Origin of the sequence: Candidatus Nitrosotenuis aquarius (assembly GCF_002787055.1) — an archaeon.
In the GTDB taxonomy this organism is placed as follows: Archaea; Thermoproteota; Nitrososphaeria; order Nitrososphaerales; family Nitrosopumilaceae; genus Nitrosotenuis; species Nitrosotenuis aquarius.
Window position 1 is genome coordinate 429,263 of the sequence record NZ_CP024808.1, and the last position, 26,762, is coordinate 456,024.

Sequence of the window (26,762 nt, forward strand, 5' to 3'; positions counted from 1 at the left end):
AACCACAACTGAAAGTCAATTAGTCATTAAAATACGAGAATGACCTAACAAATTTTGTGCGTCTATTATTATTGATTTTCTTAATATCCACATCATTTGGGTATGCATTTGCAGAATCAAACTATGATGTTATAATTCCAAAAGGTGCTGGGAATCCGTCATATGATCCACAGTTCAAAAAAGACCTGTTTGCTGAAGAATGGTACATACCAACAAAGATTACAGTACTAGTCAACGATACCATTACTTGGACAAATCAAGATACAGACAGACACACAGTTACCAGCGGACAGTCAAGCGGCAGGGCAGGTGGTGTGACTGGAACACCGGGGATTTTCTTTGGAATATTCGACAGTGGTCTTTTTGGACAAGGCGAGGTCTGGTCTTACAAGTTCATCAGGCCAGGAACATTTCCATATTTTTGCACAATTCATCCTTGGATGTATGGGGTGGTTGTAGTAGATGGCCCAATTCCACCATATTCACATAATGCTGCAGGATACGAGCTAAAACTTCCTGCAATGACGGTAAGTACAGACAAGAAATACCATAACGGCTTGTATTGGGATCCAGTTGTGATAAAAACTGGGGAGCAGATACTCTTTACGCTTGATTTTTTCAAAATTGATGGTGCTACAAAACTACATGCTTTTGAATATGACTTTGTTCTAGTTCAAAACGGAAAAGAAATTCACCGCTCAAATGGGTTTTCTGAGGGCGGTAGCGATACAAAATATTTTGTGTTTACAGAACCAGGCCCACTAAAAATACGACTGGAGAACATGGGTAAAGACAAGTTCAGTGTATCTGAGTTCGATACTGTTGTTTATGGAAACAGTACAAAACTGAGTGCCGATGCCATAATATCCCAAAACAAGGGTGAGCCAATCATTTATCAGGTGAGTCTTTGGGTAATCTTGGCAGCACCTGCGATTTTAATAATAGGCATAATTTGGACAGTGAAGAAGAAGCACTAGATTATCTTCTCTGATTCTGTTCTTAGTTTTTGCTTGTAAAATGAATTTCGTGGTACCTTTCTAAGCTTCATACCACAACATGGACAATACGTCCCATCCCAGTTTACAAACATCTCACATACTTGGCATCTTTTTTGTCCTGCGGCATATCTTCCAATACCTTTTGGCTTTATTGCTCGATAACTCTTGCAGATCTCCTTGCAGCTCATCTTCGCTTATTTCACAATCTCTGCAGTAGGCAATGCCTTTTGATAGAGAACTGTGACTTTGGTTCCAACCATTAGATCACAATTTTCAATTTTTTTCGAAGACATTACGGAATCATTTGTTTCGACGACACAAGAATTGTCTATTTTGCCATTGATGGTGACTTCTTCGGTTATTTGTTCTCGTATCAGCGGTGCATCTTTGAACATGGAAAACGCAATGAATGCAACGACTGCAATTCCTGCAACAATAAACAGAACAGTTAGATTTCGTTTTCCTTCAAAAGACAATATTGGACAGCAAGATGAACTGTTATTATGTCTTATAGATAACTGGTAAAATCATAAAACAACAGATAACTAAATTACAGAAATATTTTGAATGTATCTTGAATTATTGTGGAATCAGAATGTGAAGTCAGAATTGTAAAATTTGCCCTAATCGGATTGTTTGTTGCATCAATTATCGGATTAGCCGTCTGGGAGATCAAATTCAACCCATACTCGGACATTAAAACAAGCGCTTCGGATTGGGCGGAAGTCAAATCTGGATTCGGTACGATTCGGCTGTATGAACAAAAACAGATTGGGGGTTTTTCAAGCATTAAAAATGATCTCACGTATGTAGATGGTTCTCTTGGCTTTCAAATATCAAAACCAAACCAACGGTGGGAATTTGATTCTAACATAGATGATGTGTTGGGCTCACAAACAGTCTCAAGTAAAAAATTTCTTGGCGGAATGTATGTGAAAAAAGTTGATGAAAAGGCCATATTCATCGCAGTCTTTGATTTGACACAATTTGACAACTTTGATCTAGATGCTTACGTACAATCACAGAAAGATGCGATAGCCAAATTTGATTCAAATATCATAATAGATGAAATATCACCGCAAAATAACTGGTCGATATTTGGCGCAGAAATCACACTCCAGAACAAAACAAGAACCTATGGTGAGCAGATCTTGGAAATACATAACAACAAACTATACATGCTTCAATATAGCGGTGATCCGCCATATCTCATGCTATCGCAAACAAGAGATGAGATCAGAGACATAATGGATTCATTCAGGCCACTAGGCTGATAGTATGCTAAAACGAAGAATAATTCTGTTTTTTGTCTTTTTGGTAGTATTTTCTGCAACATTTTCCATTGGGGCTACCGTTGATGTCCCAGAAGACGAGGCAAAGGCATTCTTGGAAGAATTTGAGAAAATGATTGCCGAAATACAAAACGAGAATTTTGGAGTGCAGATCTTTTTGCACAATGTTCAGCTAGCATTACCCATGTTCATTCCAGGGTTTGGCGTTGCATGGGGAATTTTTTCAGCATATTCGACAGGCTTTGCTTTTTCCGCATTATCCACCACAATAGATTCGCTTTTTGTAAAAATCCCACCGATTGCTATGATTTTCTCTACGCCATTTGGAATAATGGAGCTTGGCGCATATGCACTTGCCATGTCACGTAGTTGCATTTTGATTGTACACATAATCAAAAAAATACCAATCAGACCTCAATGGAAGGTCATTCTCTACGAGATGGGAATTTTGATTGGATTATTGCTCGCAGGTGGGATCATTGAGGCATACATGATTGAAACATTTTCCGAATCAACACCAAAAATAAAGTGGGTGAGAGAATAACTACAACAAAAGTGCAGGTTATTTTTTAGGCTCTACCTTTTCTGGATGGAATGTGGCTTCAATATCAACACCTTTTATCTTTCCTGCAATGTGCACTGTAGGGTGACCAGATTCACTTGGTGTGTATTCACCATGATACGCTCCCTTGTTTTTTGGGTCTTCTACCAAAGTAAGAAAGGTTTTTTGACCATTCAGCGTCACATCTACTTCGACATTCTTACTTAAACCAGATATTCCGTTTGTAATTTTTTTTGGTTTAGAGTTTTTCTTTGAATCATAATGATGATTTTTCTTTGATTTTTCATCATGTGTTGATTTTTTGGCATTGGTCTTTTTATGATCGTCTTTGTGGCCGTCATCTTTGTGTTCTCCTTTACTGACGATTTTCTTTTCAGACATTGATGCTTTAGTAATTATTACTTCAATAGCATTGGATTTACCAGCTATTGGTGGCTCGTTTTTCCAACCCGCATCGATTTTGTAATCACCTACAATTTGTCCTTTGTGCGCATAAGCACTACCTAGCAGGCTGACAGATAGTATTGCCATTGTCAGTAATCCGAGTTTTTTATTCATTGTGAAAAGAATTCCAGCTGTTCTTAAAATATTTCTGGTAGAGAGACCAAACCACTTTATTGATTTTACCAGTATTGAATCTAAGTATTAATACATTACAAATACTTCTCATTCTATGAAATTTTTATTATTACTATTTTCAGTTTGTTTGTTGCCAGTTTTTGCACAAGAGATTCAGCAATTACCAACAGACAAAGGCACGTTACTTGTGGATATATCCACAGAACCTGCAAACCCAATAACTGATCAACAATCTAAATTAAAAATTGATTTCATAAATCCAGTAACAAAGAAAATACAGGAACATGTTGACTACAAGGTCACTGTTGTTAAAGACGAAAGCACAATTTTTGGACCTATTCCTTTAACCCACACGTCCACAGGCTCAGTTACTCTACCCGTGGTGTTCAGGGAAAACGGAGAACACAAAATCACCATAGAAATTGAGGGCATTCTGTTTAAACCACTTCCTACAGAGACAGTCACATTTACCAAGACGATTGGAATGGCTACTGCTCAAACCACAAACGGGGCTAAAGATGGCGGCGGATGTTTGATTGCAACCGCTACTTTTGGAACAGAAATAGCACCACAAGTACAGCAGCTACGAGAACTTAGAGATGGTGTTTTGTATAACACAAGTATAGGAACTACATTTATGTCAGGATTCAATGAATTTTACTATTCATTCAGTCCCAGTGTAGCAGATTTAGAAAGACAAAACCCATTATTTCGAGAAATAGTAAAGACTACAATAACACCAATGCTTTCCACGTTATCTATTCTGAACTATGTTGATATTGACTCTGAGCAGGAAATGCTAGGATATGGAATCGGAATTCTATTATTCAATGTAGGAATTTACTTTGTTGCGCCAGCCATTGCAATTCTAAAAATAAGGCAAAAAATACAAAATTAGAGCAAATTTCAGTTGTGACACTTACAATTCTTTGTTGGTTGCAATCAAATTCCAGTTATTGCCATCATCTAAGCTTCTATAGGCCTCTTGAAATCCATCGGAAGAATAGCCTGCAACGTAGATTATCTTGTTATACGGATCTGCAGCTATACTCATAATAGTTAAATCAGGTTTGTTGATTTTCTGCCAAGATTGTCCCATATCAATAGATTTTGCAAGACCTGATTCAGACGTATGAGTGTACAAGATACCGTTATCATCGAAATACAACGTGAAAATTGTTAGTCCATTGTAGCCATCAAGCATCATCCAACTTGTTCCACCATCCGTTGATTTTGCTATTCCTTTTTGAGTACCAGCAAATCCTGCAAATACCACATTAACATCATTAGGATCAATGGCAAGAGTGGTGATGTAATCTGGTATGGGTAGTGATTCCCAAGTCCTACCAGCATCATTAGTCTTGAACAGTCCTCTACCAGCGCTATCATAACCAATTATCACATTGGAATCGGATTTACTTACTGACATTGCATGAAAATCAACTGGTGGTTCTAGTATTGTAGCAACTTGTTGCCAAGTTTTACCACCATCCGTGCTTTTGATTAGCCCAGTATTTCCGCCAGTTGCAGGATGTCCACTTGCGTATAGAGGTGTTCCTCGTGAGTATGGTGCATTAAATGCCATGTAATCGGCTCGCTGTTCATCCACCTTTATTGGTGCGCCACCGTTTACGCTCTGGTAAAAATCACCATGGGTCGCAATGTACAAAACAGTCCTATCTACAGGATCAATTCCCAATCCATGGATGTGTCGCCAGAATATTGTTCTAGGATTTTGTGTTGAGACATCCGAATCGGGAGCTCTGAGATCAGTCAAAAAAGATGCACCAATCCCTATTGCCACTGCAATGACTGATACTATGACGATCTTCTTCATTCTGCCTATTTGATTCAACTACGCCTTGTCCTCTCTGTATGAATAAAACAATTTGTCCAGATCAATTAATTTGAAAATCTGATATTTGAATTCCATACTTTACAACTGTAAACTGTTCTTAACATATCTAGTGTTTGAATTTGAATTTTTTAACAAGTAAGGAATTTCCAAACACAGATGAATCACTTACTATCCACCCAAGTGCTGCAAGCGCTGGCGTCAGAACCAGTGATTGGGTCATCCAATATAGAATTCCTGCGGCTATTGGAATGGTTATGGAATTGTAGGCAAATGAAATAGCTAAATTCTGCTTTATTTTTAGCAGTGAATATCTGCCTATTTTCAGAGCATAAAGAACATCATGCAAATCGTTCTTCATCAGTACGACGTGTCCTGCAGCCATCGCAACATCTGTTCCAGATCCCATTGCGATTCCAATGTTGGCTTGTGTTAATGCTGGCGCATCATTGATTCCGTCACCAACCATGACAACTTTATTCCCTTGTTCCTGAAGGGCTCTTATTTGTCCTGATTTTTCAGCAGGGAGAACGTTTGCCAGAACTGTTGATATGCCAAGCTTTTGGGCAACGAATTTTGCCGTTCTTTGGTTATCACCGCTTAAGAGTATCACATTTAATCCGAGATGTTTAATTTCATCTATTACATGCTTTGCGTTTTCTCTCACACTATCAGATACAGCTATTATGCCAGCTACATCATTCTCGATACATACCAAGACTACGGTTTTTCCCTCTGATTCAAGACTTTGTATTTTCTTTTGAAATGATTCTGAAATTATGTTGTTTGCGTTTGGTTTTCCAACAAAGATTTTTCTTTGCTGATAGACACCAGTTATGCCATAACCTGACAATGCAGAAAATTCAGAAACATCAAGATTTTGGGATTTCTGTTCTAAAGATTTTGATACTATGGCGTGCGCTATTGGATGTTCTGATTTTGACTCTATGGAAGATGCAATCTGTAGAACGGTTTTTTCATCATACGTATTGTTTGGAATAATGTCAGTAACTGTTGGTTTTCCTGTAGTAAGCGTGCCAGTTTTGTCAAAAACTACTGTGTCTATTGTAGCAAGTTTCTCTAGATATTCCCCGCCTTTTAGCAAAACCCCTTGTCTTGCTGCCTTGTCTATTCCCAAAGATACCACCATAGGTGTAGCAATCCCCAATGCGCACGGACACGACACTACAAGAATAGTTGCAAACACAGTCAGAGAAAACGCATGATCCTGTCCTAGGGCAAGCCACAATAACGCCGAGCCAGTCGCAATAACAAGCACGATTGGAATAAAATAGTGTGCAGCTCTGTCGGCTGTTCTCTGAATTGGTGCTCTTGAGCTTCTTGCCTTTTCTACCATTTCTATAATGCTGGAAAGGACAGTATCGGTACCAACACTTGTTGCCCTGAATTTCAAATATCCATTTCTGTTAATTGTTGCGCCAATTACTTGATCATCAATTTTCTTATCCACGGGTATTGATTCGCCAGTGATCATGGATTCGTCAATTGAGGATTCACCCTCAATTATTATTCCATCTGTTGCTATTTTTTCCCCAGATTTTACGACAACAATATCGCCCACCACAATGGCATCAGCGTTGATTTCCAACTCTTTGTTGTTTCTTATCACTGTGGCAATCTTTGGCTTTAACTCTAGTAGATTCTTTATTGATTCTGAAGTGGTCTTTCTGACTCTTTTTTCAAGACATTCGCCTATTGTAAAGATGGTCAAAACTGAAGACGATGCCTCAAAAAATGGTGCATGAGATACAGTAAAAACAGCCACAACACTATACACGTATGCAACACTGGTACTCAAAACTACCAGCGTATCTGTTGTAAACGGTGTTTTCTGTTTGATCTTTCGGACAAAATTCCTGTAAAAAGACCATCCAAGCAAAAATTGGATTGGAGTTGCCAGAATCATACTAACATAATCTGGGATAGAATGCTGAGGCAGGCTTTCCAAAATCACTATTGGTATTGTCAGAGCAATTCCAAGAATTATGAGGATTTTGGTTTTATCAGAGCCATCGTCATGCTCATCGCCACAGCTACATGCTACACATGAAGTTTCTTTTTGCATCATCATGGTTCGTCATAGTTTACACAAGAATAGATTCTCTTTGCTACTTCTGATAGGATCTTTTCACCATCCTCTAGGATTTCCTCGATTTTTTTATCTGCCAAACTGTAAAGAATATTCTTTCCATCTCTTCTATTTTTGACAAGGCCGCATTCCAAAAGACAGGCAAGATGATTAGAGACATTTGATTGACTTTGGGCAACCTTTTTTGTTATTTCTGATGCAGATTTTTCACCATTTCTAAGAGATTCTAGTATGGCAAGTCTTGTAGAATCCCCCAGACCTCGGAAAAGCTTTGCCTTCAGTTTGAGTTTTTCCTGTTGTATTGTCATATTATTATATAATGATATGATGGATTAAAAGCTTTGATACAAAGAAAAAAGAGGAAAAGATTAGGAGAATAGTTCTTTTACTTTTGCAAGCTCGGCCTTGATAGAGTCAATCTTTGCGTCAATGTCCTCTGCGGGCTCACCATTTTGTATCATGTTGCGCAAGTCTACTCTCATCATTAACTCGATTTCTTGCATTAGTTGCAGGTTCTTTGAGGCGATGTTTCCTTCAATGTACTCGTAGTTTTCCAAGTATGCGGTAGTCGCAAGCGAAAACGCAGTGTCTTGGTTTCCGTCATTGTATTCTGAGGATGTTTGGTCAAGCAGATCTTCTATGTTGTTTATTGTTGAAAGGACATCACTGTTCCTAGTTATTGGCTGACCCATCATCATATTGCCCATCATCATGTTTCCACCCATCATACCAGAGCCCATCATGTTGTTTCCCATCATGCCTTGATTCATACCAGATCCCATCATCATGTTCATCATCGGCTGATTTTGCATCATTGCATCCATCATACCTTGATTGCCCATCATCATGTTCATCATTTGTTGTTGCATTACAGGATCGCCCATCATGGTATTCATCATTGGGCCCATCATGGTTTGCATGTGTTGAGGGTTGCTTGCCATCATGTTATGCATTTGTTGCATTGCTTGTGGATCTGACATCATAGTATTCATCCACGTGTTCATGGCCTGAGGATTGCTCATCATGGTTTGATGCCACTGGGTCATCATTTGTGGATTGTTCATCATTTGCTGCATTTGCTGAGGGTTCATATGCATAAAATTGGCTGGCTGATTTGCTGAAAATGTAGCATAGCCTATTCCAAGTCCTGCAAAAAAGACGCCCACTGCAATTCCAATCCAAACGTATTGGCTTGTCATATGGCGTTATGGTATGCTAGAGATAATAATGTTGCATATTGATTTTCAGGCTTGATTCTCAGGTATGAACTTGATAATTTTACTCTGTCAAGTATCAGCCAAAAAAAATGAACAGATCGGGTGGATAAAATGTACGTACACTTATTTAGGCTGTAAACGTAACTAAGCGAGAGCTGAGAGTATTTTGAGCAAACACATCGATCCACAAAAAAAGTATGATTCACTCATGAAACAAGCTGCAAGACAACCAGGCATAACAGAATTGATGGAGGTCTATGGACAATACGATCAGTTAGTCAAACAATCAAACGAATACTTGACAAATACAAGACCACGAAGTATAATTTCTACTACCAATTCTTCTTGTTAAGACATGCCATCGTGGGGAGAAATACTAACAGAATTACAAGAGACAGGCAAACAGATCAAAGCTCCTCCGTTTGATGTGATAAGAAGAAAATATCTTCAATTATTGTATCAAAAAACAGGCAGAAATACGATTCTTTATGCGACAGCATGGACAAAAACTGGTCTAAGTGCACATCCAGACTTGCTAAGCATTACTGAAGAAGACATTCAGGGGTTGATGGAAGTGGTACATGGTTTGCAGGGAAAAGAGCTTGATCTCATACTTCATAGTCCTGGCGGCTCACCTGAGGCTGCAGAAGCATTTGTTTCATACCTTAGAAAGAAATTTGACGATGTACGAGTGATAATTCCTTATGCTGCAATGTCCGCTGCAACTATGATTTCATGTTCATCCAATAGAATTTTGATGGGCAATCATTCCTATCTCGGACCAATAGATCCACAGATGATCATACCAACACAGTTTGGCTTAAGGGCAATTCCCGCATTGGCCATACTACAACAATTCGATTATGCCACAACAGATGCGAAAAAGGATCCAAAAAAACTGGCATCTTGGATGCCCCTACTCAGCCAGTATCCACCAGGAATTCTGATCCAATGCATGAATGCTATTGATTTGTCAAAAGAGCTTGTTTCAAAATGGTTGAAGAACTATATGTTTGGAGACAAAAAAGGTGCAGATAAAGTAGTTAAGAAAATTGCAAATTATCTATCAGATCACGATGCATTCAAAACACACAGCAGGCACATCGATAAAGAACAGGCTCGAAATATAGGACTCCTAATAGAAGATCTTGAAAAAGACCAAGAATTACAAGATCTAGTTCTATCGGTATATCATGCAACTACACATACGTTTGGAGGTACAAATGCAGTCAAGATTATTGAAAATCACCTTGGTAAGGCATACGTGAACCAAACCCAACAAATACCAATACAGATACCTCTCATGCCCCCACAAATTGTGCCACCAATAAAACCTGCTCCATTGCCTGAAGACCAAGCCCCACCAGGATCTTGAAAAACGACGTTACCGCACATGTGATAGATTAGGGTAACAAACTGATCATCAATACAATGGCGAGGGTGTTGAATAATTTTAGCTAAGCCCACCCTTGGCACATCTTTTTTCATGTGCGATCATACAGTATGTAAAATATTTTAACAGCAAAAAATCCACATCGGCATAGGTAAGCGAACCACCATAATACTAAACGACAAGCTATTCACAAAATTGCTCAAGATTCAAACAGAGAAAATATTGGAGAGAAACGCCTCGGTGAGCATATCGTCGCTCATCAACGACATGGTTGGGGAAAAGATTCAGGAAATCAACACAAAAAAGGCAAAGACCAATAGACAGGCATAGTGCTGTTTTAGAAAAAATCTCAGATATGGAAAACTATGATCATCTGGCATTTACTATTCACAGTGACGAGGATTTTGGAGGACAACTCACAGAATTTGTATTGCAAGGCTTGAAGATGAATTTTCTAAATGTGTTGATTCTCTCAGAGCGTGATGCTCAAAAATATGCCCAGATTTTGCAAGAAAACGGGATCAATGCATTTGATCTTATCAACTCAGAAGATCTTGTAATACTATCACATGAAGAGATTTTTGACAAGGCTAATTTCGGTGAAATAAAGCCAATATTGAAGAAAATGAGCAAAGTGACTAGCCTTGCAAAATCAAAGAAAAAATCCGGCATAAATGTACTGGGAACAATTGCAGGCGCATTGGCAATAACAGGAAAACACAATGAATGCATCAGTCTTGAGAAAGTCTGGCACGAGTCAATCCCAAAGTTTGAGATCCCAATCAGAGTCGTCTGCCCATACTATCCCCAGGTTGCTCCAGAACTAGTCGACTCGTCCTAAATCATACCGATGATTTTATTCGATAAAATAATTTAGAAAAATCCTTAATAGCTAGAATTAGAAATTCACACCATGACAAATCCACCACATGGGATGCACACCGCAACAATGTGTCTTACTGTAAAAAATTCAGATGCCGCAATAGATTTTTACAAAAAAGTCTTTGACGCCCAAGAATTGTTCAAAATGGCAGGCCCTGACGGCAAGTCAGTAATGCATGCAGAAGTAAAGATTGGGGACTCTATCATAATGCTCAACGACGAAATGCCACAAATGGGCTGCATGTCTCCGCAATCAGTCGGTGGCACAAGCAGTGGAATTTATCTCTACGTGAATAATGTGGATGCCACACTCAAAAAGGCATCAGAAAACGGCGCCAAAATAAAAATGCCTGCAACGGACGCGTTTTGGGGAGACAGGATGGGAAACATTGAAGATCCTTTTGGTCACAACTGGACCGTTGCAACTCACATCAAGGACATGACTCCTGATGAAATTGTAAAGGCAGGCCAAGAATGGATGAAAACCGTTTGCAAGTAATTCTAGAGCGGCCTAAACGAGTTTAGTGTCTTGAGCAGTTCCGCCTTTGTGGTAGAGTTAGACGAGTATCCATGTATTTGGAATAATTTTTCCTCATCATCCACATAATGATAGTCCTTGCGTATTGTCATAATGGAGCCATCATCTTTTTTGAGCTTGATCTCGATTACTGACTTGTATCCATAATCAGTAGAAATCGTCGTGATGCTTTTTGCCAGGCCAAATCCAGATTTCATATATTCAGATTTCATAAATCCGTGAAAATCATCGCGCGCCCCAAAGTCTTTTGGCGAGTCGTTGCTACTCACAAGGATATAGTTGCCCTGCACTTCTTGGTTTGCATATGCATATGGTATTCCTGGCCTTTGAATCCAGTTTTGTGGCAATGTGATAGAAAATCCAGATTCTGCAAATCCGCTCTCAATTAGAGGGATCAGAACTAGTGCGAAAATCACAATCAGGTATGATCTCAATTCGCAATAACATACGCAGATCAAGTCTTTAAAGATCATCTCGATTACATCAAAACCGCGCCACACAATTGTCCAGTGATGGAAATCGAAAAAGTAAGTAATGTTTTAATACACGGCGATGACCTCTTCAGAAAGTTAACTTGGCAAAAAAAGCAGCTAAAAGACCAGCAAAAGAAGAAAAGAAAAAGGCAAAGACCACGCCTGCAAAAAAAGAAAAGCCGGCAAAAAAGGCAAAATCAAAAAAGCCAGCACCATTAGCAGATGACGGCCTAGTCATAATAGACGAAAAGTTTGAAGAGGACAAGGAGGCTGAGCTAGAAGCACGCAAGGCATACCTCGAAGAAGCGCGATCCCAAGAAGTAGAAGACTAAAACTTTATTCGCAAATCATTCCAGTATAATACAATGAGAGCAGTCTGCCTAATTACCATCAAGCCTGGCAAAACAGACAAGGTCATGGAGGCGCTGCACAAAAAACGCAAGCTGCTCAAAGAGATACTGCCAGTAACAGGCAGGGCAGACATTTGTGTATTATTGCAAGGCACAATAGATGAAATCAACAACATGGTAATTGACTTTAAGAAAATCAAAGAAATCGTCACAACTGAGACTCTAATTGAAGTGGAGGTAAACATGGGATGGTAAAGGCAGTCATACTTGTAAAGTCGCCAAAGAAACTAATTGCCGCAAAGCTAGGCAAGCTAGAATACATCTACAATTCATTTCCTATTTCAGGCCAGTTCGACGCAGTGGCATTTGTCAAAGTCGATGATCTGGCGCAGATTCGCGAGATCACCACAAAAATCCAGATGATCCCCGGTGTTGAGCGAACCGAAACCATGATGGAAATACAATAAAGCATAAAACACTGTGCCGCATAACAGTTCTGTGAACATAAAGCGCGTAGGAAACGTAATTCTGGCAGTCAAGGATTTGGACAAATCAACTGCTTTCTACCACGAGTTGCTTGGGCTGCCGATAAAAAACCAGAGACGTACTTGGGTGGACCTAGGACAAACAGGTGCACTGCTTAGCTTGCATCCAGCCGCAATTACATCAGACCATTCATCTAACAGCCTTGAAGGCGGAATGGTGGTCGGATTTTTGGTCGGAGACCTCAAATCAGCACTAGACGAGCTAAAGTCACGCGGGGTTCGAGTTCACCGCGATATTATGGACAGGGACGCAGGCAAAAACGCAATAGTGCTTGACCCAGACGGATACATGATATCTCTGTTTGAGCCAAAGTTCGCAGACTCGCAACAACAATCAAAGGGCTACCACGGATTCGCTCCGGCCTAAACAATACTTTTTACTTTTCTTGCGATATCAAACACAGACTTTTCGTTTGGATTAATGGAAATATAGTACACTACTTTGCCGCTTGGAATGCAGATTATGGTTGCATTTTTGTGGCGAATAGTTGCGACATCCAAAGGCCCAAATGCCTTTGACTGGCTGTTGCGCAGTGTCATCAGATTTGATATAATGAAAAACTCGTTTTTTGCAGCTTCCGGATTGAGTAGGGGCTTGAGGCCAGGTTTTATTATTCCAGTTAGCGTCCTGCCAAATTCATTTATGACACCGGCATATCGGATGGATTTTGACAGATCAATTATCTTTTGACAGTTTTTTCTGTACTGAATAATAGATTCTTTCCATTTTTGCTCGGGAGTCTTGCTCATTACACCATATTGACATAATCAATGTTAAAAAGAGTTTGTCTCTAGACTTTTTTGTTCTTAAACGACTCTATTCTTTTTTTGAGTTCTGCGTTTTCCAGTCGGAGCTTTGCCAGCTCGTCTTTTTCTGCATAGTCCGATGCCAGCTTGTGGGCCATCGGGTGTCCCGGCGCAAACATGGATGCACTCATGTCAAGCAATCCAGATGCGTGCTTTAGATACATTCGATTAAACTCGTTTATTTTGCCAGTGAATGTAGAGTTTTCCGCAATCATTTTTTCCTTGAGCCTAGTCGTGCTGGCAGGTCCTGCAAGTCCAGGCGGATAGCGAAGCTGTGCAAACGGGCTGAGGCTGAACCCAAACGGATAGCCGTGCATCTCCATAAAGGCTCGCATCTCGGTTATATCCATGGTTTTGCTATTCCAGAAACAGTATTTTTGCTTTGGCATTACGCATGAAATAAGGGGACTAGTCAAGCCCAAGTCATTTTTTATCAAATTGAGCTGATCGCAGATCCTTATAGCGATCAGAGATCGCAGCCCCATTACATATGAACCTCAAGCACTGCATCAAGTGCAAAAAAAACATCAGCATTGGAGAGCTACACAAAATTGTAATGTATGTAGTTCAGGAAAAATTCACGGACCACCACTACGAGCACATCGAGTGCCCCGACAAGTTCACAGTCTAATCAGTGTGAATCCAGACTTGGTACAGGTTGCCATCATCCCTATGATACTTCCACTCGTTGTTCTTCCAGACCGCCTTTTCAAATCCGTTTTGGATTGAGGGGTGTATTCTAGCATAGACGTCATCTCCGATTAGGATTTGGTTTGGCTTTGCCATGGACTGGATTTTTGCTGCAATGTTCATTACAGGCCCCAAAATGTCGACGTGTGATTTTTTGGCATCAGAACCATATCGCACTATCATGTTTTCGCCATAGTCTATTCCTATTTTGATTGCCAAGTCAGGATAGTCATATTGGTTTAGGATTGGGTTGATTCCCTTTTGGATCACAGAGAGCATTGATTTTGCACACATGACGGCATTGTCTGCCGGCTGGAGCTGGTTTTCCTCTGCCGGAAAGTATCCAATTACAGCATCGCCTACGAATTTGAGGACAAATCCACCATGGTGTCGGATCGTCTGCGCCATTTCCTGGGCAAAGCACGTGATAATTATGGCAACTTTGTCTTCTGGCAGATCCAGTGTGATTTGAGTAGAGCCGACCAAATCCACATACAGGACTACCATTTTCATTCTGGAAAAGACATGTTTTCTCAAAAATTCGTCAGATTCATCTCGATGTGGAGAATACTCATATCCGCTTTTTAGTGCGCGCCAGACCCGGTTTTGTGTCTCTTTGATTAATGTCTCAGAGTCCACCACGCGCTCCGAAGATTTTGATAGCATCATGTCAATTACACTATAGTCTTTTTTGGCCTTTTTTGGTGCCGGCTTGTCAACTTGGGGGTTTTTTTCTGTGCTGCTCAATTTTTCACCCTATTCCAATGGAAAGCTAACCGAGCAAATCGGGCATTTTGCCCTCCTTCCCTTATAAGCATCATCATAGTACTGGACAACCTCAACGTTGCAGATTGTACATAAAATCTTGCTTAGTGCCAACTTCAAGGAAAATTAAGGCGATTTTGTATTTAAGAGATTGGTACAAATCAGTGCTACAGAACATTAGGATTTTTAGGCTCAAGCCATCCCCTGTTTTTGTGCGCCTAGGCAGCAAGAGTACCGACGAGTTTTTCGGAGTTTTGGCTCAAAAATCACAGCAGATAAGCCAGATATACCAAAAAAACATCGACGGCCTAGTCAAGCCGACTCCAATCAAGGTAATGCTTGGAGACACCACGATAACAGATCAGAACACGTTTGACCCAGAGGCCGTAGACAAGTTTTACAATTCCATACTAGCCAAATCCCCAAAGTGGAAAAGCCAGGGAATCACTACTACATCAGATGAGGACCTAAGAAGGATTTTTGTAAAGATGGAATGCCAAATCAAAAACTATACCATGTTATGGCACATGGCGCTGCAATACCGCGCATTACTGTACTACAAGCCCGACATCAGGGTCCAAAATATCCAAAAAGAGCTTGCTGAGATCATGGACAATACCATAAACAAGGAAAAAGAGCTTGCTGAGCTCACCGACTCTATGATCAAAGAAAGACTAGCGGCAATGGGCTACAAGGACCTAGACGAGCAAACGTTGTTTGAGGTATTGTTTGAAAACGACCATCTGCGGGACGAAATATCATCTGAAACCGCCAAAAAAACAGACTATGACTTTAAGGCAAAGGACCAAAGAAAAAAAGAACTCTTCAAGGAGCTAGACAATTTGCTGCTTGAGGCATACACCACAACATCTGTACTAATAGATGAGAACAGGTTAGTCACAGGAGAAGAAGGATGTGTTTGCACGTTTGATCTTGACTTTGTAAAAAACAAGAAAAAAGAGGCCATCTTTGATCCGAAAAGAATAGCACCGGATACAAAACAGGAGATAATCCAAGCCCTAGATGACATCATCAGATCATTGCAAAATTAAGAAATTTTATATCGTCAATAGTGTTTGTAATAACAAATAGCCAAAGGAACAATGAACTAGAACATAGTTCAAGGGGAGAACGTTCCTTTGACTAACTATGTACGATCATCATATGCGTATTTAAGATCTATGGGCGTTTTTGTGCGTAGACTCAGCCCAGATGATTTTTGCATCTTGTCAAGAATTTGTACGCGAAATTAAATATACCAAGGAGCAGTCGAGCTATTCTATTGAACCCAAAATACGAAGACATTGTAAAGATTAGAAATTCCTACAACAACATCATTCGCAAAACTCCGCTGTATTATTCAGAGACATTTAGCAAAATGTCAGGCTCTAAGATTTACATCAAGGCGGAATTTACACAAAAGACAGGATCATTTAAGCTGAGAGGCGCATATGCAAAGATACGCTCGCTAACACCTGACGAAAAAAAACATGGAGTGATTGCGGCCTCTGCAGGAAATCATGCACAAGGCGTCGCATATGCATCCAAGCTTGAAAAAATTCCATGCACGATTGTAATGCCACTTACTGCATCGCCTGCCAAGGTTGCGGCAACCCGCGGTTATGGGGCCAAGGTAATCCTAGATGGGATCAACTATGACGAATCCTGGGCAAAGGCACAGCAGATATCAAAAAAGACAGGCGCAAAAATAATTCATGCATTTGACGATCCGCAAATCATAGCGGCAAACGGGGCAATCGGCCTTGAAATACTAGAAGACCTGCCAGATGTTGACGAAATCTATGTCCCAATTGGTGGTGGAGGCCTAGCTGCCGGAGTCCTAGTTGCAGTAAAAAGCAAAAAACCAAACATCAAGGTAATAGGAGTAGAATCAAAGGCATTTCCCGCAATGAAAAATTCCGTCAAGGCGGACAGACTGCAGGCAGTAAAAGGAGCAAGGACAATAGCTGATGGAATCGCCGTTAAAATGCCTGGCAAAAACACATTTAGAATAATCAACGAGCTAATTGACGATATTGTAACCGTAGACGATACCCAAATAGTAAAGACAATGTTTCTGCTAATGGAGAGAGCAAAAACAGTTGTAGAGCCGGCAGGCGCAGTTGCACTGGCATACCTCATTCACGCAAAACCTGCACCAAACAAAAAAGTTGTGCCAATCATGGGCGGGGGAAACGTAGACATGTACTTGCTAGGACAAATTGTGTCCAAGGGCCTTGCAGCCATGAGCAGGCTAGTCAAGATATTCATTTTGCTCAAGGACAAGCCGGGCGCTCTAAAGGAAGTGGTAGACGAGATTGCATCGCTTTCAGTAAATATTGTAGAGGTGACACATGACAGGCTCAGCTCCGAAATCGATGCTGGAACTGCAGGTGTGACGCTAAGCCTAGAAACAGAAGGAAGAGAACATGCTCAAAAGCTAATTGCGCACCTAAAATCAAAGAACATCCAATTCAAGCTTCTTACTTGAATTTTTTTGCCACAAACTTTGCCAGTCCGGATTTTTTGAGCTCGTCCGATTCTGCCAGAACAGAGTTGTGCTGTTTTTCTTTGAATTTTTTGAGTTTTGGTCTGAGCTCAGAGAATTCTGTTGCCAAGATTTTAACCGCATATAGTCCGGCATTTGCAGCCTTGTTGACCCCAACTGTGGCAACAGGCGAGCCATTTGGCATCTCCACTATAGAAAGCAGCGAGTCCATTCCGCCAAATGCCGAAAATTTGAATTCCGATTTTTTTTCCGACTTGTCATTGTACACCATTATTGGAACTCCAATTACAGGTATTATCGTGTGTGATGCAATCATTCCTGGCAAGTGAGCAGAGCCTCCGGCGCCAGCTATGATTACACGGAATTGGTTTTTTTCCGCGTATTTTGCGTATTCTTCCAGCCTTGTCGGAGTGCGGTGCGCAGACACAATTTGATCCTCGTGCGGTATTCCAAATTCATCCAGTGTTTTTGCCGCATTATGCATGATTTTGCTATCAGAGCTAGAACCCATGATTATTCCAACTAATGGCTTTTTTGGCAGCATCAAATCTGAAGGTAACTATGATGCTTTTAACAATATCTGATTTTGACGTAACTATTTTTAGTGCAAGCATCATGCCAACAAATAATGAAGGTCTTGGGACTAATTGGCGGCGGTCAGCTAGGAATGATGATAACCGAGGCTGCAAAAAAGATGCAGGATCACATCTCAGAGGTAATCGTACTCGATCCTACCCCAAATTGCCCTGCTGCAAAGGTCGGAGCAAAGCAAATTGTGGCTGATTTTAAAGATGAGAAAGCGATTTTTGAGTTAGCAGACAAAGTAGACATTCTCACGTATGAAATAGAATCAGGCAACAGTGAGGTTCTCAAGCAAGCAGAGTCAAAGACTATGATAAACCCATCCCCAGAGACTTTGCGGATAATTCAGGACAAGTTTTTGCAAAAATCATTTCTTGCACAAAACAAAATACCAGTAACAGATTTCGTGGAAATAAAATCACTTGACGATCTAAAAGAAAAGATAAAACAATTTGGCTATCCTGCACTTCTCAAGGCAAGGCGTGATGCTTATGACGGCAGAGGGAATTACAAAATAAAATCCCACGATGATCTAGAACCAGCATACAGTAGTTTTCCTGGAAAATCACTAATGCTTGAAAAATTCGTAGACTTTAAAATGGAAGTGTCTGTGATTGCGGCACGAAACACCAAAGGGCAAATTGCCACATATCCCGTTGTGGAGAACATTCATGAGAACAACATTCTGAAAATAACAATCGCTCCCGCCCGCGTGTCAGAAAACATTGCCAAGCAGGCAGAAAAAATAGCACATGATACAATGGACGTTCTTCACGGAGCAGGTGTCTTTGGGATAGAGATGTTTGTCACAAGAGAGGATCAAGTCATGATAAACGAGATTGCGCCTCGAGTCCACAATTCTGGCCACCATACGCTACAGTCAAGCAAGACATCCCAGTTCGAACAGCACCTCAGGGCAATACTTGGCCTAGAGCTTGGCGACACCACTCTGGTACACCCGACAATCATGTACAATATTTTGGGAACGGACGAGTTTTCAGGTAGGTACAAGATATCAGATTTTGGCGCAGAGAATCTCTACCTCAAGATGTATGGAAAAGAAGAATCAAAACCGCAAAGAAAGCTAGGCCACTTTAATCTTGTAGACTCTACCAATACTCTCGGTGTTGAAGGGCTTCTCAAGTCGCTTGAAGCAATAAAGGAACAAATCAAATTCATTAAAACATAAAGTACGATATGCAAAATTTGACCAGTGCCTCTAAACAATACGGCTCAAACTAATATACCAGATTCACAATAGACCCCTATCGAATGCATCCACGTGACGAGTTAATTACAATGTTGAAGCATTTTGATTTAGATGACATAGATGCGCATCTATACATAGGACTGCTTCAGATTGGACCACTCTCAGTTGGAAATTTGGCCGCAAAACTAGACATCGAGCGCGGAAAGGCGTATCGTTCGTTAGAAAAATTGCGCAGTTTAGGGCTGATTACAACTACAATGACAAACCCAATCATCTGCAAGCCGGTCGAACCGCAAGAAGGACTCACAAATATCATTCAGCGAAAAGAAAATGAATTCATCACAATGCAAAAGCTAGCAAACAAGCTTGCAGACGATCTCAAGGACATTACACGAAAACAACAGCCAGTAGAGTCCGCAACGGTATCAATAGTTCAGGGAAGGCACAACATTTACTCTAGAATTGGCAAGTTGTTTTCTGAATCAAAGTCCATAGTTTATGTGGTGACCACCGGAAAAGACCTAGTTCGAATGTATCACACGTCAATTCCAGAAAAAATCAAAGTGTGCAAGACAAATGGTGGTCAAATAAGAATAGTGACAGACGTCGAAGACCCAAGTGTGGTATCAATAGTTGGCAAGCTTGGCGCATCCGAAATAAGAATAGGAAAGCTACCATCAAAATCAAGGATGATAGTCGAAGAAGGAAGACACCTCATCATGTCTGGCGGAATAAATGAGTCCATGGACATGAATGACGACGGCGATTCCGTCCTAGATAGCAACTCTATAGAAATGGTAGAAAATATGTACAGTCTTTGCGAGCACCTCTGGAAAAAATCAAAAAGCCTAGAACCGATAAAAAAGGCAGCAAAATAATTTTTACAAGATTCAATGTTTAGGCAAAAAACGCAAGCTTGCCATTAAATAAATTCAAAAGCAAATGACCCGTAAAGGACATGTTGGAGATAGCTTCACTTGACGGATTAAGAATAGCGCTTGCGCTAGGAATGCTCGGAATAGCGTGCGCATCAGACATCAAAAAACGCGAAATCAATGACATTATTTGGATTGTCTTTGGCGCAATAGCGGCAATTTTGATCCCATTTAGCGCCAATATCTATGACGAATTGTACGAAATAGGAATTGCCATGATCATAGCGCCAATTGCCATAATAATTTGGAGATTCGGGCTCTTTGGAGGAGCAGACGCCTTTGCCCTAATTGTTCTGGCAGGACTGGTGCCTAACGTGTCACTTGCCCATGGAACCATAACGCCATTTACCACACTTACAAATGCCGTCTTGCTCTCAATTGTCCCAATGCTAGTCAATGTGATTAGAAACGTAGTCTTGCTTGCAAGTCATCACGACATCTTTGAGGGGTTCAATGAGAGTAAAAAGAAAAAAGCGCTCGCAATGTTTGTAGGGTATAGAGCTGCAAACCCAAAGTTCGGATTTTCTATTGAGCAAAAGCAAGGAAAATACAAAAAACTCAATCTGTCACTACAACATGCAGAATATGCAGAGTTTTGCACCAAAAAAGACACATGGATAACACCAGGCATACCATACATGATATTTATCGCAGCCGGTTTTGCAATACAGCTAGTCTATGGCGACATCATATTTGGTGCCTTTAGTGTTTTTATGAATTAAGCCCACAAAAATTTTGTTTGTTTGATCATAACAGACACAAGATAATACCGATTACAGGAAAAGAAAATACTATTGGCCCAGGCTACGAATTATGAAAAATTTGGAGGGTTGGCCGAAAAGGCACTAGATGATCTAGGCAATGCAAAACACGAGTTGGAAGAGCGAGAGCTGCAAATTCGAGACCTTGCAATGCAGTCAAGCGCTAGGTTTTCTGAACTGATGCGCGTAAACTCTGAATTGAAGGAGAAAATCGATTTTTTACAAGATCTGGCTACAAATCTCAGCCTAAGAAACGAAGAATTGGAAAAGAAAAACCACGATTTGGAAATTCAAAAGGCTGAAAACACAAAACTAGAGTCAGACTTGAGAAAAAATTTGGAAAAAGTGGTCCTAAAAGAAAAAGAGTTGGAACTTCAGCGTGATCAACTAGAGCGCCAAGTAAATGAGAAAACAGATGAGCTCATCAAATCACAAAAACTTGCAATAATTGGTGAGCTTGCATCAAGAATGGCTCATGATCTTAGAAATCCCCTATCCACAATCAAAAATGTTGTAGAGTTGATGGAAAACAAGCAGAAATTACGAATCGAGGAAAAGATCATCTATTATGGAAAATTACATCGTGCAATAGATAGAATATCACATCAAGTAGATGATGTCTTAGAATATGGCAAGGCAAGCCAATTACAACTCCAGTCGGTAAACATTACAAGCATGATAAAACAGATCATAGTGGATAATAATTTCTCAAAGGATGTCAAGGTAAATGTCGACAATGTGGATCTTAAACTCAGCGTTGATGCCAGAAAGATGGAAGCAGTCATAACCAATTTGCTGATAAATGCAGTCCAAGCAATAGACAATAAGGGAACCATCAATATCCGAATTTTGGACAACGGCTCTAATGCAATATTTGCAATAGAAGACTCTGGTCCAGGAATCCCGCCTCAAAACATATCCAAGATTTTTGACCCGTTGTTTACCACGAAGCAGACTGGAACTGGGCTTGGCTTGTCAATTTGTAAAAAAATCATAGAGCAACACGGTGGAAATATCAGCGTCAAGAACAACCCTACCACATTCATAGTCAGACTGCCAAAGAACCTAAACCCTCAGGCGTGATTTTTTAGGCAAAAATTACAGGTTCCGCTGGTATTGACTAGTACTGCGAATCGGTCCTTGGTAAAGGTCACATGGAATGACCTTAGTTTACTTTTGTACAAAAAGTTCTTTTTGCCATTTTCCGCAATTTGTCCAGATATTTTTATCAAGTTCTCCTCTAGCATGTTGTGGAGTTTGCGATAAACAGTAGTCAGTGGAATCTTTGTTTCCTCTGTTATTTGTAGTGCGGATTTTGGTTGCTCTATCATCGCAGACAGTATTATTCTGGCATAGTTATCAGAGAACATCTCTAGTGCTTTCTGCTTTTTTTCGTCTTGATCGATCACTATTTCGCGTAACGCATCAGATGACACGACAATATCCATACGTCAAATCTATTTTTAAACATATGACCGGATCATGATGCCAATACAGCGTAGATTAACCAGTACGGTTTATTAGGTAATTAGTTCCGCACGAGATCAATGGCACTAAAAGCAGCCCTGATCATAACTGCGATTTCAATTGTACTGCTTGCAATCTATGGAGCAGATGCAGCAGTAAGCAAGGGCTCAGATCAGGGATTTTTGCCGTTTGATCATAAAACACGCGGAATGGGCCTTGGAGGTCCAGCTATGATACTGCCAATAATTGCATTTTTCATATCGCGCAAAGAATCATCAAAGCCACTAGCTGCGATGTTGCTTGTAACTGGTGCTATGATAATAGTTGGCGGCGCAGTATTTTTGTCAATGCCTCCGTCGGATGAACCAAGAAATGTCATGGCAGAAGCAGGCCCGTTGTTTGGGGTCGGGGCATTCCAGATTGCACTGGGCGCAATAAAAATTAGAAAATGACTGTCTGCGCAAAATGCAGCAAAGAGTCCAACAAAACCTACGATTGTACGCATACAAATGACGAGCAGTACTGCGTAGAGTGTTATACTGAACTACATTATTACCTAACAGAGAAGAATTGAACGAACTCCAAGTCCTAATACAGTGGATAAGCTCGCTAGTATCAGAATACCTCTATGTAGGAGTCTTTGCAGCTGCAATAATAGAGACGGTTTTTCCACCAATTCCAACTGCCGCAATATTTCCATTTGCAGGCTATTTCGCATCACAAAACGGAATGAGTGTAATCGAAGTACTTGGGTTGGGAATGGCGGGCGGAGTCGGGGCCACCATTGGTTCTACTATCATCTATCTGGTGTGCATCAAGCTTGGACGAGTCGCAATGTTACGATATCTAAAATACGCAAGAATCTCTGAGCAAAAGTTGGCAAAAATAGAGACATGGTTTGAAAGACATGGAGAAAAGGCAGTCTTTTTTGGCCGAATGGTGCCAGTATTGCGAGAAATGATTTCAATTCCGGCAGGATTATTCAAGATGAAGCCAATCAAGTTTGTTTTGTATACGTTTTGTGGATCTTGTGTTTGGAGCATTGCTCTGACATTTGTCGGGTATTATTTTGGCCAAGTCACACTAGGAATAATTTGACTTGCATCCATAGATTTTAAAGCCCAAATTACATCATACCAGCATTGCAAGCAATCATACTGGCAGGAGGCCTTGGGAGTAGACTAAGACCGATTACCGATTATGTTCCAAAACCACTAATCCCAGTAAACAACATCCCGTTAATTGAATGGCAGATAAAACAATTAAAAAAATTCAAAATAAACGAGTTTATCATATGTACTGGCTACAAAACAGAACAAATTGAAAACTATCTAGAACAAAAAGAAAACTTTGGCTCAAAAATCAGATATTCCACAGAAAAATCACCACTCGGCACGGGCGGCGCAATAAAAAAGGCAGCAAAACTAATCAAAGAAAAGTCATTTTTGGTTATTAACGGCGACATCATAACCGACATTGACGTTAGAAAATTGTACTCAAATCCAAACTCTATTGCGCTAGTAGAACTGCGAACCAAGTTTGGCACCGTAGATCTTGACGATTCAAAAATAGTCAGATTTAGAGAAAAAAAGCCAATTGAGAATGTCTGGATGAATGCTGGGATTTACCATCTGGACAAAAAACTGGTTGCGGCCCTTCCATTCAAAGGAGCAATAGAAGAGACAACATTTCGAAGGTTTGCCAGCAAAAAAAATCTAACCGGAATAAAGTTCAAGGATGCATTTTGGCACTCTATTGATTCTCACAAGGACCTAGACGAGTGCTCAAAGGCACTAAAAGGCAAAAAGATCTAAGACATGAAATTATCATATAGTCTAGGCTCACTTTTATCAATTGAGGATCTTCTAAAGTGTGCTGAAAAAACCGCCAAGACAGATCCTGACACCGTATGGGTTCCAGAAACTTGGGGCATGGAAAATTTTGCAATGCTGTCCGCAGTTTCTGCCAGAACCAAATCCAAGATAGGCTCATCCATTATCAACATTTACTCGCGCAGTCCTGCACTCATTGCGATGGGTGCTGCCACAATAGATACTATATCAAATCAAAGATTAACGCTGGGCCTGGGAACAAGCAGTGTCCCAATCATTCAAGGGTTACACGGATATAGATTTGAAAAACCGCTACAAAGAATGAAGGAAACCGTAGAGATAATTCGCCTTGCTCTTTCTGGCAAAAAAATCGACTATACCGGAAAGATATTTGCATTGCGAGGATTTACGCTACTAATTAAGCCACCAAGACAGCACATTCCAATCTATATTGCTGCAATAAACCAGAAAATGACGGAACTTACTTGGAGAATAGGAGATGGGGTTATTTTCTATTTGAGGCCAATCTCCGAGATGAAAGAGACAACATCCAAAATGCAGAGTAATAGAAAAATCGACGTTGCCTGTCAGCTAATAACCAGTGTTTCAGAGGACGGCGACCAGGCAAAGGAGCGGGTGCGAAAAACATTGGCGTTTTACATCTCTGTTGGTGAAATTTATAGAAAATTCCTAGCAAAAAACGGCTTCAAAAAGGAAACGGACAACATCTATCAAGAATATCTAAAGTCAGGCCTCAAATCAAACCACGAGTTAATTCCAGATTCCATGTTGCAATCACTCACAATTTCCGGCGCCCCGCAAGAATGCAAAAAGCAGTTAAAGCGATTCTACGATGCAGGAATTACGCACCCAATAATCCAGTTTAATCCAAGCGGTGAAGTCGGAAAATCCTTTGATTTGTTCACAAAGACATTCAGTGATGTATGATGAGTGTAGCAATAGCTGGGTATTCCACTACAAAATTCACGCTAGACCAGACCCCAATAGAAGAACTACTTGTCTCCGCAACAAAAGAATTATTCCAAAATACGAAAAACCTATCGCAAAAAGACATTGACGCAGTCCTAGTCTCAACAAACAACAACAAAAAGTACCTGGCACCAATATTATCAGAGATAACAGGAATTGCCCCCAAGATTGCCCAAAGCATAGAAAACATGTGCAATTCAGGCGCAAACTCGATCGTTTCTGGATATTCTTACATCGCATCAGGAATGGCAGACGTGGTACTAGTAGTAGGAGCAGAGCAAGCGGAAAATTCCGCCCAAGTACTGGATTGGGACATGTCTCGCGGAGAGTTCACACATCCGATATTTTGGGGGACAATGTTTGCCAAGGCCCATAAAAGAGAGTTCGGCACAACCGACGAAGAACTGGCACATGTTTCTGCCCTAAATCACAAAAATGCACAGGACAATCCAGCTGCATACAACCCAAAAACCTACACCATAGAAGACATCATGGATTCAAAACGGCTAACGGAAGATCTGAGGTTGCTTGATTGTTCCCGTTCTTGCAGTGGAAGTTCTGCAGTCTTACTTGTATCAGAAGAAATAGCAAAAAAGTACACAGATTCGCCGGTTTTCATATCTGGAATAGGCCAAAAAACCACATCTGCAAGTTTTACAAAAAATGAACTGACCAGGTTAGAATCCACAATAGATGCAGCAAGTCAAGCATATTCCATGGCAGGCATCAAGGCAAACCAGGTAGATGTAGCAGAAATTCATGATGCATTTTCAATCTGTGAATTGATGATCCTAGAAGATTTGGGATTTGCGTCAAAAGGAAAAGCAGGAAAACTCGTTTTAGAACTGTACAAGAATGGCAGTAAAAAAATCAACCCCAGAGGAGGACTGATTGGCGCAGGCCATCCTCTTGGAGCTACAGGGATAGCACAAATTGCAGAGATTACATCACAACTTCAAGGAACAGCTAAAAAAAGGCAGGTAGAAAACGCCAGAATAGGCCTTGTGCAGAACATGTCGGCAGCTGCAACATCATCCACGGTTTTGGTGATGAAAAATTGAATTTTGAATCAGAGTTAAGGCAGGGCCGATTCACGGTGGGCGAATGCAACAAGTGCCATAGGATAAGCTGGCCTCCAAGTGATTTTTGCAATAATTGTTTTGGCAATCTACAATACAGGCCAGTAAAAGAGCCAGGAATTTTACTAGAATCATCTACCAAAGACGGTAAGATCTTTGGAATTGTGAAATTCGAAGATTCGATCAAGGTAATTGGCACAATAGACGGCAATACCGAGCAAAAACCCGGACAAATGATGAAAATTGCAAGTTGTGGCTTTGATAAATCCCCAAAATTCACATTTACCAAGTCATAATTCCAAGACCATTTGCTTGATAATACAATAACCTAGTATTCTATA

38 protein-coding genes are annotated in these 26,762 nt (G+C 40.5%); 25 read left to right on the forward strand and 13 right to left on the reverse strand.

Annotation, left to right across the window (positions count from 1 at the left end; all coding sequences use genetic code 11):
• Positions 1 to 71 precede the first annotated feature (71 nt).
• On the forward strand, positions 72 to 977 hold the full coding sequence (locus NAQ_RS02525; protein WP_100182100.1) for a cupredoxin domain-containing protein: 906 nt from the start codon (positions 72 to 74) through the stop codon (positions 975 to 977).
• On the opposite strand, the gene NAQ_RS02530 is transcribed toward NAQ_RS02525, so the two are convergent.
• Positions 974 to 1,186, reverse strand: coding sequence for a hypothetical protein (locus NAQ_RS02530; protein WP_100182101.1), 213 nt, complete (start codon positions 1,184 to 1,186; stop codon positions 974 to 976). The genes NAQ_RS02525 and NAQ_RS02530 overlap by 4 nt on opposite strands.
• Positions 1,187 to 1,192: 6 nt before the next feature.
• Positions 1,193 to 1,474 (reverse strand): hypothetical protein, encoded by a 282-nt coding sequence (locus NAQ_RS02535; protein WP_100182102.1) that lies wholly within the window; start codon positions 1,472 to 1,474, stop codon positions 1,193 to 1,195.
• A 108-nt stretch (positions 1,475 to 1,582) separates the two neighbouring features.
• Between NAQ_RS02535 and NAQ_RS02540 the strand changes: the two genes are divergently transcribed.
• The gene (locus tag NAQ_RS02540; RefSeq protein ID WP_100182103.1) at positions 1,583 to 2,272 is read left to right on the forward strand and encodes a glycoside hydrolase family protein; all 690 of its coding nucleotides are present in this window, start codon (positions 1,583 to 1,585) and stop codon (positions 2,270 to 2,272) included.
• Positions 2,273 to 2,276: 4 nt separating this feature from the next.
• On the forward strand, positions 2,277 to 2,834 hold the full coding sequence (locus NAQ_RS02545) for a stage II sporulation protein M (protein ID WP_100182104.1): 558 nt from the start codon (positions 2,277 to 2,279) through the stop codon (positions 2,832 to 2,834).
• Positions 2,835 to 2,852: 18 nt separating this feature from the next.
• Here the strand turns inward: NAQ_RS02545 and NAQ_RS02550 are convergent, their stop codons facing one another.
• On the reverse strand, positions 2,853 to 3,410 hold the full coding sequence (locus tag NAQ_RS02550; protein ID WP_100182105.1) for a hypothetical protein: 558 nt from the start codon (positions 3,408 to 3,410) through the stop codon (positions 2,853 to 2,855).
• Between the two features lie 151 nt (positions 3,411 to 3,561).
• Here NAQ_RS02550 and NAQ_RS02555 point away from each other — a divergent pair, with 151 nt between their 5' ends.
• The gene (locus NAQ_RS02555; protein ID WP_320410628.1) at positions 3,562 to 4,329 is read left to right on the forward strand and encodes a CFI-box-CTERM domain-containing protein; all 768 of its coding nucleotides are present in this window, start codon (positions 3,562 to 3,564) and stop codon (positions 4,327 to 4,329) included.
• Between the two features lie 21 nt (positions 4,330 to 4,350).
• Here the strand turns inward: NAQ_RS02555 and NAQ_RS02560 are convergent, their stop codons facing one another.
• From NAQ_RS02560 to NAQ_RS02575, 4 genes are all read right to left on the reverse strand, one after another.
• Positions 4,351 to 5,286 (reverse strand): F510_1955 family glycosylhydrolase, encoded by a 936-nt coding sequence (locus NAQ_RS02560; RefSeq protein WP_100182107.1) that lies wholly within the window; start codon positions 5,284 to 5,286, stop codon positions 4,351 to 4,353.
• A 109-nt stretch (positions 5,287 to 5,395) separates the two neighbouring features.
• Positions 5,396 to 7,378 carry a heavy metal translocating P-type ATPase gene (locus NAQ_RS02565; protein WP_100182108.1) on the reverse strand — a complete coding sequence of 661 codons (1,983 nt, stop codon included), beginning with the start codon at positions 7,376 to 7,378 and terminating at the stop codon, positions 5,396 to 5,398.
• Entirely contained in the window at positions 7,375 to 7,704 is a 330-nt protein-coding gene (locus NAQ_RS02570; protein WP_100182109.1) for an ArsR/SmtB family transcription factor, read from the reverse strand. Before NAQ_RS02570 ends, NAQ_RS02565 begins: the two co-directional genes overlap by 4 nt.
• 60 nt (positions 7,705 to 7,764) lie before the next feature.
• Positions 7,765 to 8,595, reverse strand: coding sequence for a hypothetical protein (locus NAQ_RS02575; protein WP_100182110.1), 831 nt, complete (start codon positions 8,593 to 8,595; stop codon positions 7,765 to 7,767).
• A 373-nt stretch (positions 8,596 to 8,968) separates the two neighbouring features.
• Here NAQ_RS02575 and NAQ_RS02580 point away from each other — a divergent pair, with 373 nt between their 5' ends.
• The 4 genes from NAQ_RS02580 to NAQ_RS02590 all read left to right on the forward strand — a co-directional run bounded on the left by NAQ_RS02580 (position 8,969) and on the right by NAQ_RS02590 (position 11,387).
• Positions 8,969 to 9,988: an SDH family Clp fold serine proteinase gene (locus tag NAQ_RS02580; protein ID WP_100182111.1), complete on the forward strand. Its 1,020-nt coding sequence runs from the start codon at positions 8,969 to 8,971 to the stop codon at positions 9,986 to 9,988.
• 213 nt (positions 9,989 to 10,201) lie between these two features.
• On the forward strand, positions 10,202 to 10,336 hold the full coding sequence (locus NAQ_RS10390; protein ID WP_256387162.1) for a hypothetical protein: 135 nt from the start codon (positions 10,202 to 10,204) through the stop codon (positions 10,334 to 10,336).
• Positions 10,337 to 10,361: 25 nt separating this feature from the next.
• Positions 10,362 to 10,847: an MEDS domain-containing protein gene (locus tag NAQ_RS02585; RefSeq protein ID WP_100182112.1), complete on the forward strand. Its 486-nt coding sequence runs from the start codon at positions 10,362 to 10,364 to the stop codon at positions 10,845 to 10,847.
• 72 nt (positions 10,848 to 10,919) lie between these two features.
• The gene (locus NAQ_RS02590; protein WP_100182113.1) at positions 10,920 to 11,387 is read left to right on the forward strand and encodes a VOC family protein; all 468 of its coding nucleotides are present in this window, start codon (positions 10,920 to 10,922) and stop codon (positions 11,385 to 11,387) included.
• 2 nt (positions 11,388 to 11,389) lie between these two features.
• Here the strand turns inward: NAQ_RS02590 and NAQ_RS02595 are convergent, their stop codons facing one another.
• A complete protein-coding gene (locus NAQ_RS02595) occupies positions 11,390 to 11,926 on the reverse strand; it encodes a hypothetical protein (protein ID WP_162858587.1) in 537 nt (178 codons plus the stop codon).
• Positions 11,927 to 12,000: 74 nt separating this feature from the next.
• On the opposite strand from NAQ_RS02595, the gene NAQ_RS02600 reads away from it, so the two are divergent.
• From NAQ_RS02600 to NAQ_RS02615, 4 genes are read left to right on the forward strand one after another with little or no spacing between them, the layout of a single operon-like run.
• Positions 12,001 to 12,231, forward strand: coding sequence for a hypothetical protein (locus tag NAQ_RS02600; protein ID WP_100182115.1), 231 nt, complete (start codon positions 12,001 to 12,003; stop codon positions 12,229 to 12,231).
• Positions 12,232 to 12,264: 33 nt separating this feature from the next.
• Positions 12,265 to 12,504, forward strand: a complete 240-nt coding sequence (locus tag NAQ_RS02605) for a hypothetical protein (protein ID WP_100182116.1) — start codon at positions 12,265 to 12,267, stop codon at positions 12,502 to 12,504.
• Positions 12,498 to 12,716, forward strand: a complete 219-nt coding sequence (locus tag NAQ_RS02610; RefSeq protein ID WP_100182117.1) for an Lrp/AsnC ligand binding domain-containing protein — start codon at positions 12,498 to 12,500, stop codon at positions 12,714 to 12,716. Before NAQ_RS02605 ends, NAQ_RS02610 begins: the two co-directional genes overlap by 7 nt.
• A 31-nt stretch (positions 12,717 to 12,747) precedes the next feature.
• The gene (locus NAQ_RS02615; RefSeq protein WP_100182118.1) at positions 12,748 to 13,161 is read left to right on the forward strand and encodes a VOC family protein; all 414 of its coding nucleotides are present in this window, start codon (positions 12,748 to 12,750) and stop codon (positions 13,159 to 13,161) included.
• Here NAQ_RS02615 and NAQ_RS02620 read toward each other — a convergent pair.
• Together NAQ_RS02620 and NAQ_RS02625 are read right to left on the reverse strand one after the other, a co-directional pair.
• The gene (locus NAQ_RS02620) at positions 13,158 to 13,544 is read right to left on the reverse strand and encodes a hypothetical protein (protein WP_100182119.1); all 387 of its coding nucleotides are present in this window, start codon (positions 13,542 to 13,544) and stop codon (positions 13,158 to 13,160) included. The two genes, NAQ_RS02615 and NAQ_RS02620, sit on opposite strands and share 4 nt — an antisense overlap.
• Before the next feature lie 41 nt (positions 13,545 to 13,585).
• Positions 13,586 to 13,951: a hypothetical protein gene (locus NAQ_RS02625; RefSeq protein ID WP_162858588.1), complete on the reverse strand. Its 366-nt coding sequence runs from the start codon at positions 13,949 to 13,951 to the stop codon at positions 13,586 to 13,588.
• A gap of 140 nt (positions 13,952 to 14,091) precedes the next feature.
• Between NAQ_RS02625 and NAQ_RS10000 the strand changes: the two genes are divergently transcribed.
• Positions 14,092 to 14,232, forward strand: a complete 141-nt coding sequence (locus NAQ_RS10000; protein WP_162858589.1) for a hypothetical protein — start codon at positions 14,092 to 14,094, stop codon at positions 14,230 to 14,232.
• Here NAQ_RS10000 and NAQ_RS02630 read toward each other — a convergent pair.
• Positions 14,229 to 15,038, reverse strand: a complete 810-nt coding sequence (locus tag NAQ_RS02630) for an adenylate/guanylate cyclase domain-containing protein (RefSeq protein WP_245871686.1) — start codon at positions 15,036 to 15,038, stop codon at positions 14,229 to 14,231. The two genes, NAQ_RS10000 and NAQ_RS02630, sit on opposite strands and share 4 nt — an antisense overlap.
• Positions 15,039 to 15,268: 230 nt before the next feature.
• Between NAQ_RS02630 and NAQ_RS02635 the strand changes: the two genes are divergently transcribed.
• Together NAQ_RS02635 and ilvA are read left to right on the forward strand one after the other, a co-directional pair.
• Entirely contained in the window at positions 15,269 to 16,108 is an 840-nt protein-coding gene (locus tag NAQ_RS02635) for a hypothetical protein (RefSeq protein ID WP_162858590.1), read from the forward strand.
• A gap of 230 nt (positions 16,109 to 16,338) precedes the next feature.
• Positions 16,339 to 17,547, forward strand: coding sequence for a threonine ammonia-lyase (gene ilvA, locus NAQ_RS02640; RefSeq protein ID WP_100182122.1), 1,209 nt, complete (start codon positions 16,339 to 16,341; stop codon positions 17,545 to 17,547).
• On the opposite strand, the gene purE is transcribed toward ilvA, so the two are convergent.
• Entirely contained in the window at positions 17,540 to 18,112 is a 573-nt protein-coding gene (purE, locus tag NAQ_RS02645; RefSeq protein ID WP_100182123.1) for a 5-(carboxyamino)imidazole ribonucleotide mutase, read from the reverse strand. The genes ilvA and purE overlap by 8 nt on opposite strands.
• A 78-nt stretch (positions 18,113 to 18,190) precedes the next feature.
• Between purE and NAQ_RS02650 the strand changes: the two genes are divergently transcribed.
• The 4 genes from NAQ_RS02650 (at position 18,191) to NAQ_RS02665 (ending at position 22,136) form a co-directional block, all read left to right on the forward strand.
• Complete coding sequence (locus NAQ_RS02650) at positions 18,191 to 19,336, forward strand: 5-(carboxyamino)imidazole ribonucleotide synthase (RefSeq protein ID WP_177585581.1); 1,146 nt, start codon at positions 18,191 to 18,193, stop codon at positions 19,334 to 19,336.
• Positions 19,337 to 19,446: 110 nt separating this feature from the next.
• Complete coding sequence (locus NAQ_RS02655) at positions 19,447 to 20,235, forward strand: TrmB family transcriptional regulator (protein ID WP_245871687.1); 789 nt, start codon at positions 19,447 to 19,449, stop codon at positions 20,233 to 20,235.
• Between the two features lie 80 nt (positions 20,236 to 20,315).
• Positions 20,316 to 21,014, forward strand: coding sequence for an A24 family peptidase C-terminal domain-containing protein (locus tag NAQ_RS02660; RefSeq protein WP_245871689.1), 699 nt, complete (start codon positions 20,316 to 20,318; stop codon positions 21,012 to 21,014).
• A gap of 72 nt (positions 21,015 to 21,086) precedes the next feature.
• Positions 21,087 to 22,136, forward strand: coding sequence for a sensor histidine kinase (locus NAQ_RS02665; protein WP_100182126.1), 1,050 nt, complete (start codon positions 21,087 to 21,089; stop codon positions 22,134 to 22,136).
• On the opposite strand, the gene NAQ_RS02670 is transcribed toward NAQ_RS02665, so the two are convergent.
• Complete coding sequence (locus tag NAQ_RS02670; protein ID WP_100182127.1) at positions 22,127 to 22,501, reverse strand: helix-turn-helix domain-containing protein; 375 nt, start codon at positions 22,499 to 22,501, stop codon at positions 22,127 to 22,129. The genes NAQ_RS02665 and NAQ_RS02670 overlap by 10 nt on opposite strands.
• A gap of 99 nt (positions 22,502 to 22,600) precedes the next feature.
• On the opposite strand from NAQ_RS02670, the gene NAQ_RS02675 reads away from it, so the two are divergent.
• From NAQ_RS02675 to NAQ_RS02700, 6 genes are all read left to right on the forward strand, one after another.
• A complete protein-coding gene (locus tag NAQ_RS02675; RefSeq protein ID WP_100182128.1) occupies positions 22,601 to 22,972 on the forward strand; it encodes a hypothetical protein in 372 nt (123 codons plus the stop codon).
• 118 nt (positions 22,973 to 23,090) lie between these two features.
• Entirely contained in the window at positions 23,091 to 23,618 is a 528-nt protein-coding gene (locus NAQ_RS02680; RefSeq protein WP_100182129.1) for a DedA family protein, read from the forward strand.
• Between the two features lie 44 nt (positions 23,619 to 23,662).
• Entirely contained in the window at positions 23,663 to 24,334 is a 672-nt protein-coding gene (locus tag NAQ_RS02685; RefSeq protein WP_100182130.1) for a nucleotidyltransferase family protein, read from the forward strand.
• Positions 24,335 to 24,337: 3 nt separating this feature from the next.
• Complete coding sequence (locus NAQ_RS02690; protein ID WP_100182131.1) at positions 24,338 to 25,300, forward strand: LLM class flavin-dependent oxidoreductase; 963 nt, start codon at positions 24,338 to 24,340, stop codon at positions 25,298 to 25,300.
• The gene (locus tag NAQ_RS02695) at positions 25,300 to 26,403 is read left to right on the forward strand and encodes a thiolase family protein (protein WP_320410629.1); all 1,104 of its coding nucleotides are present in this window, start codon (positions 25,300 to 25,302) and stop codon (positions 26,401 to 26,403) included. Before NAQ_RS02690 ends, NAQ_RS02695 begins: the two co-directional genes overlap by 1 nt.
• A complete protein-coding gene (locus NAQ_RS02700; protein WP_162858591.1) occupies positions 26,400 to 26,717 on the forward strand; it encodes a Zn-ribbon domain-containing OB-fold protein in 318 nt (105 codons plus the stop codon). Before NAQ_RS02695 ends, NAQ_RS02700 begins: the two co-directional genes overlap by 4 nt.
• Positions 26,718 to 26,762 lie beyond the last annotated feature (45 nt).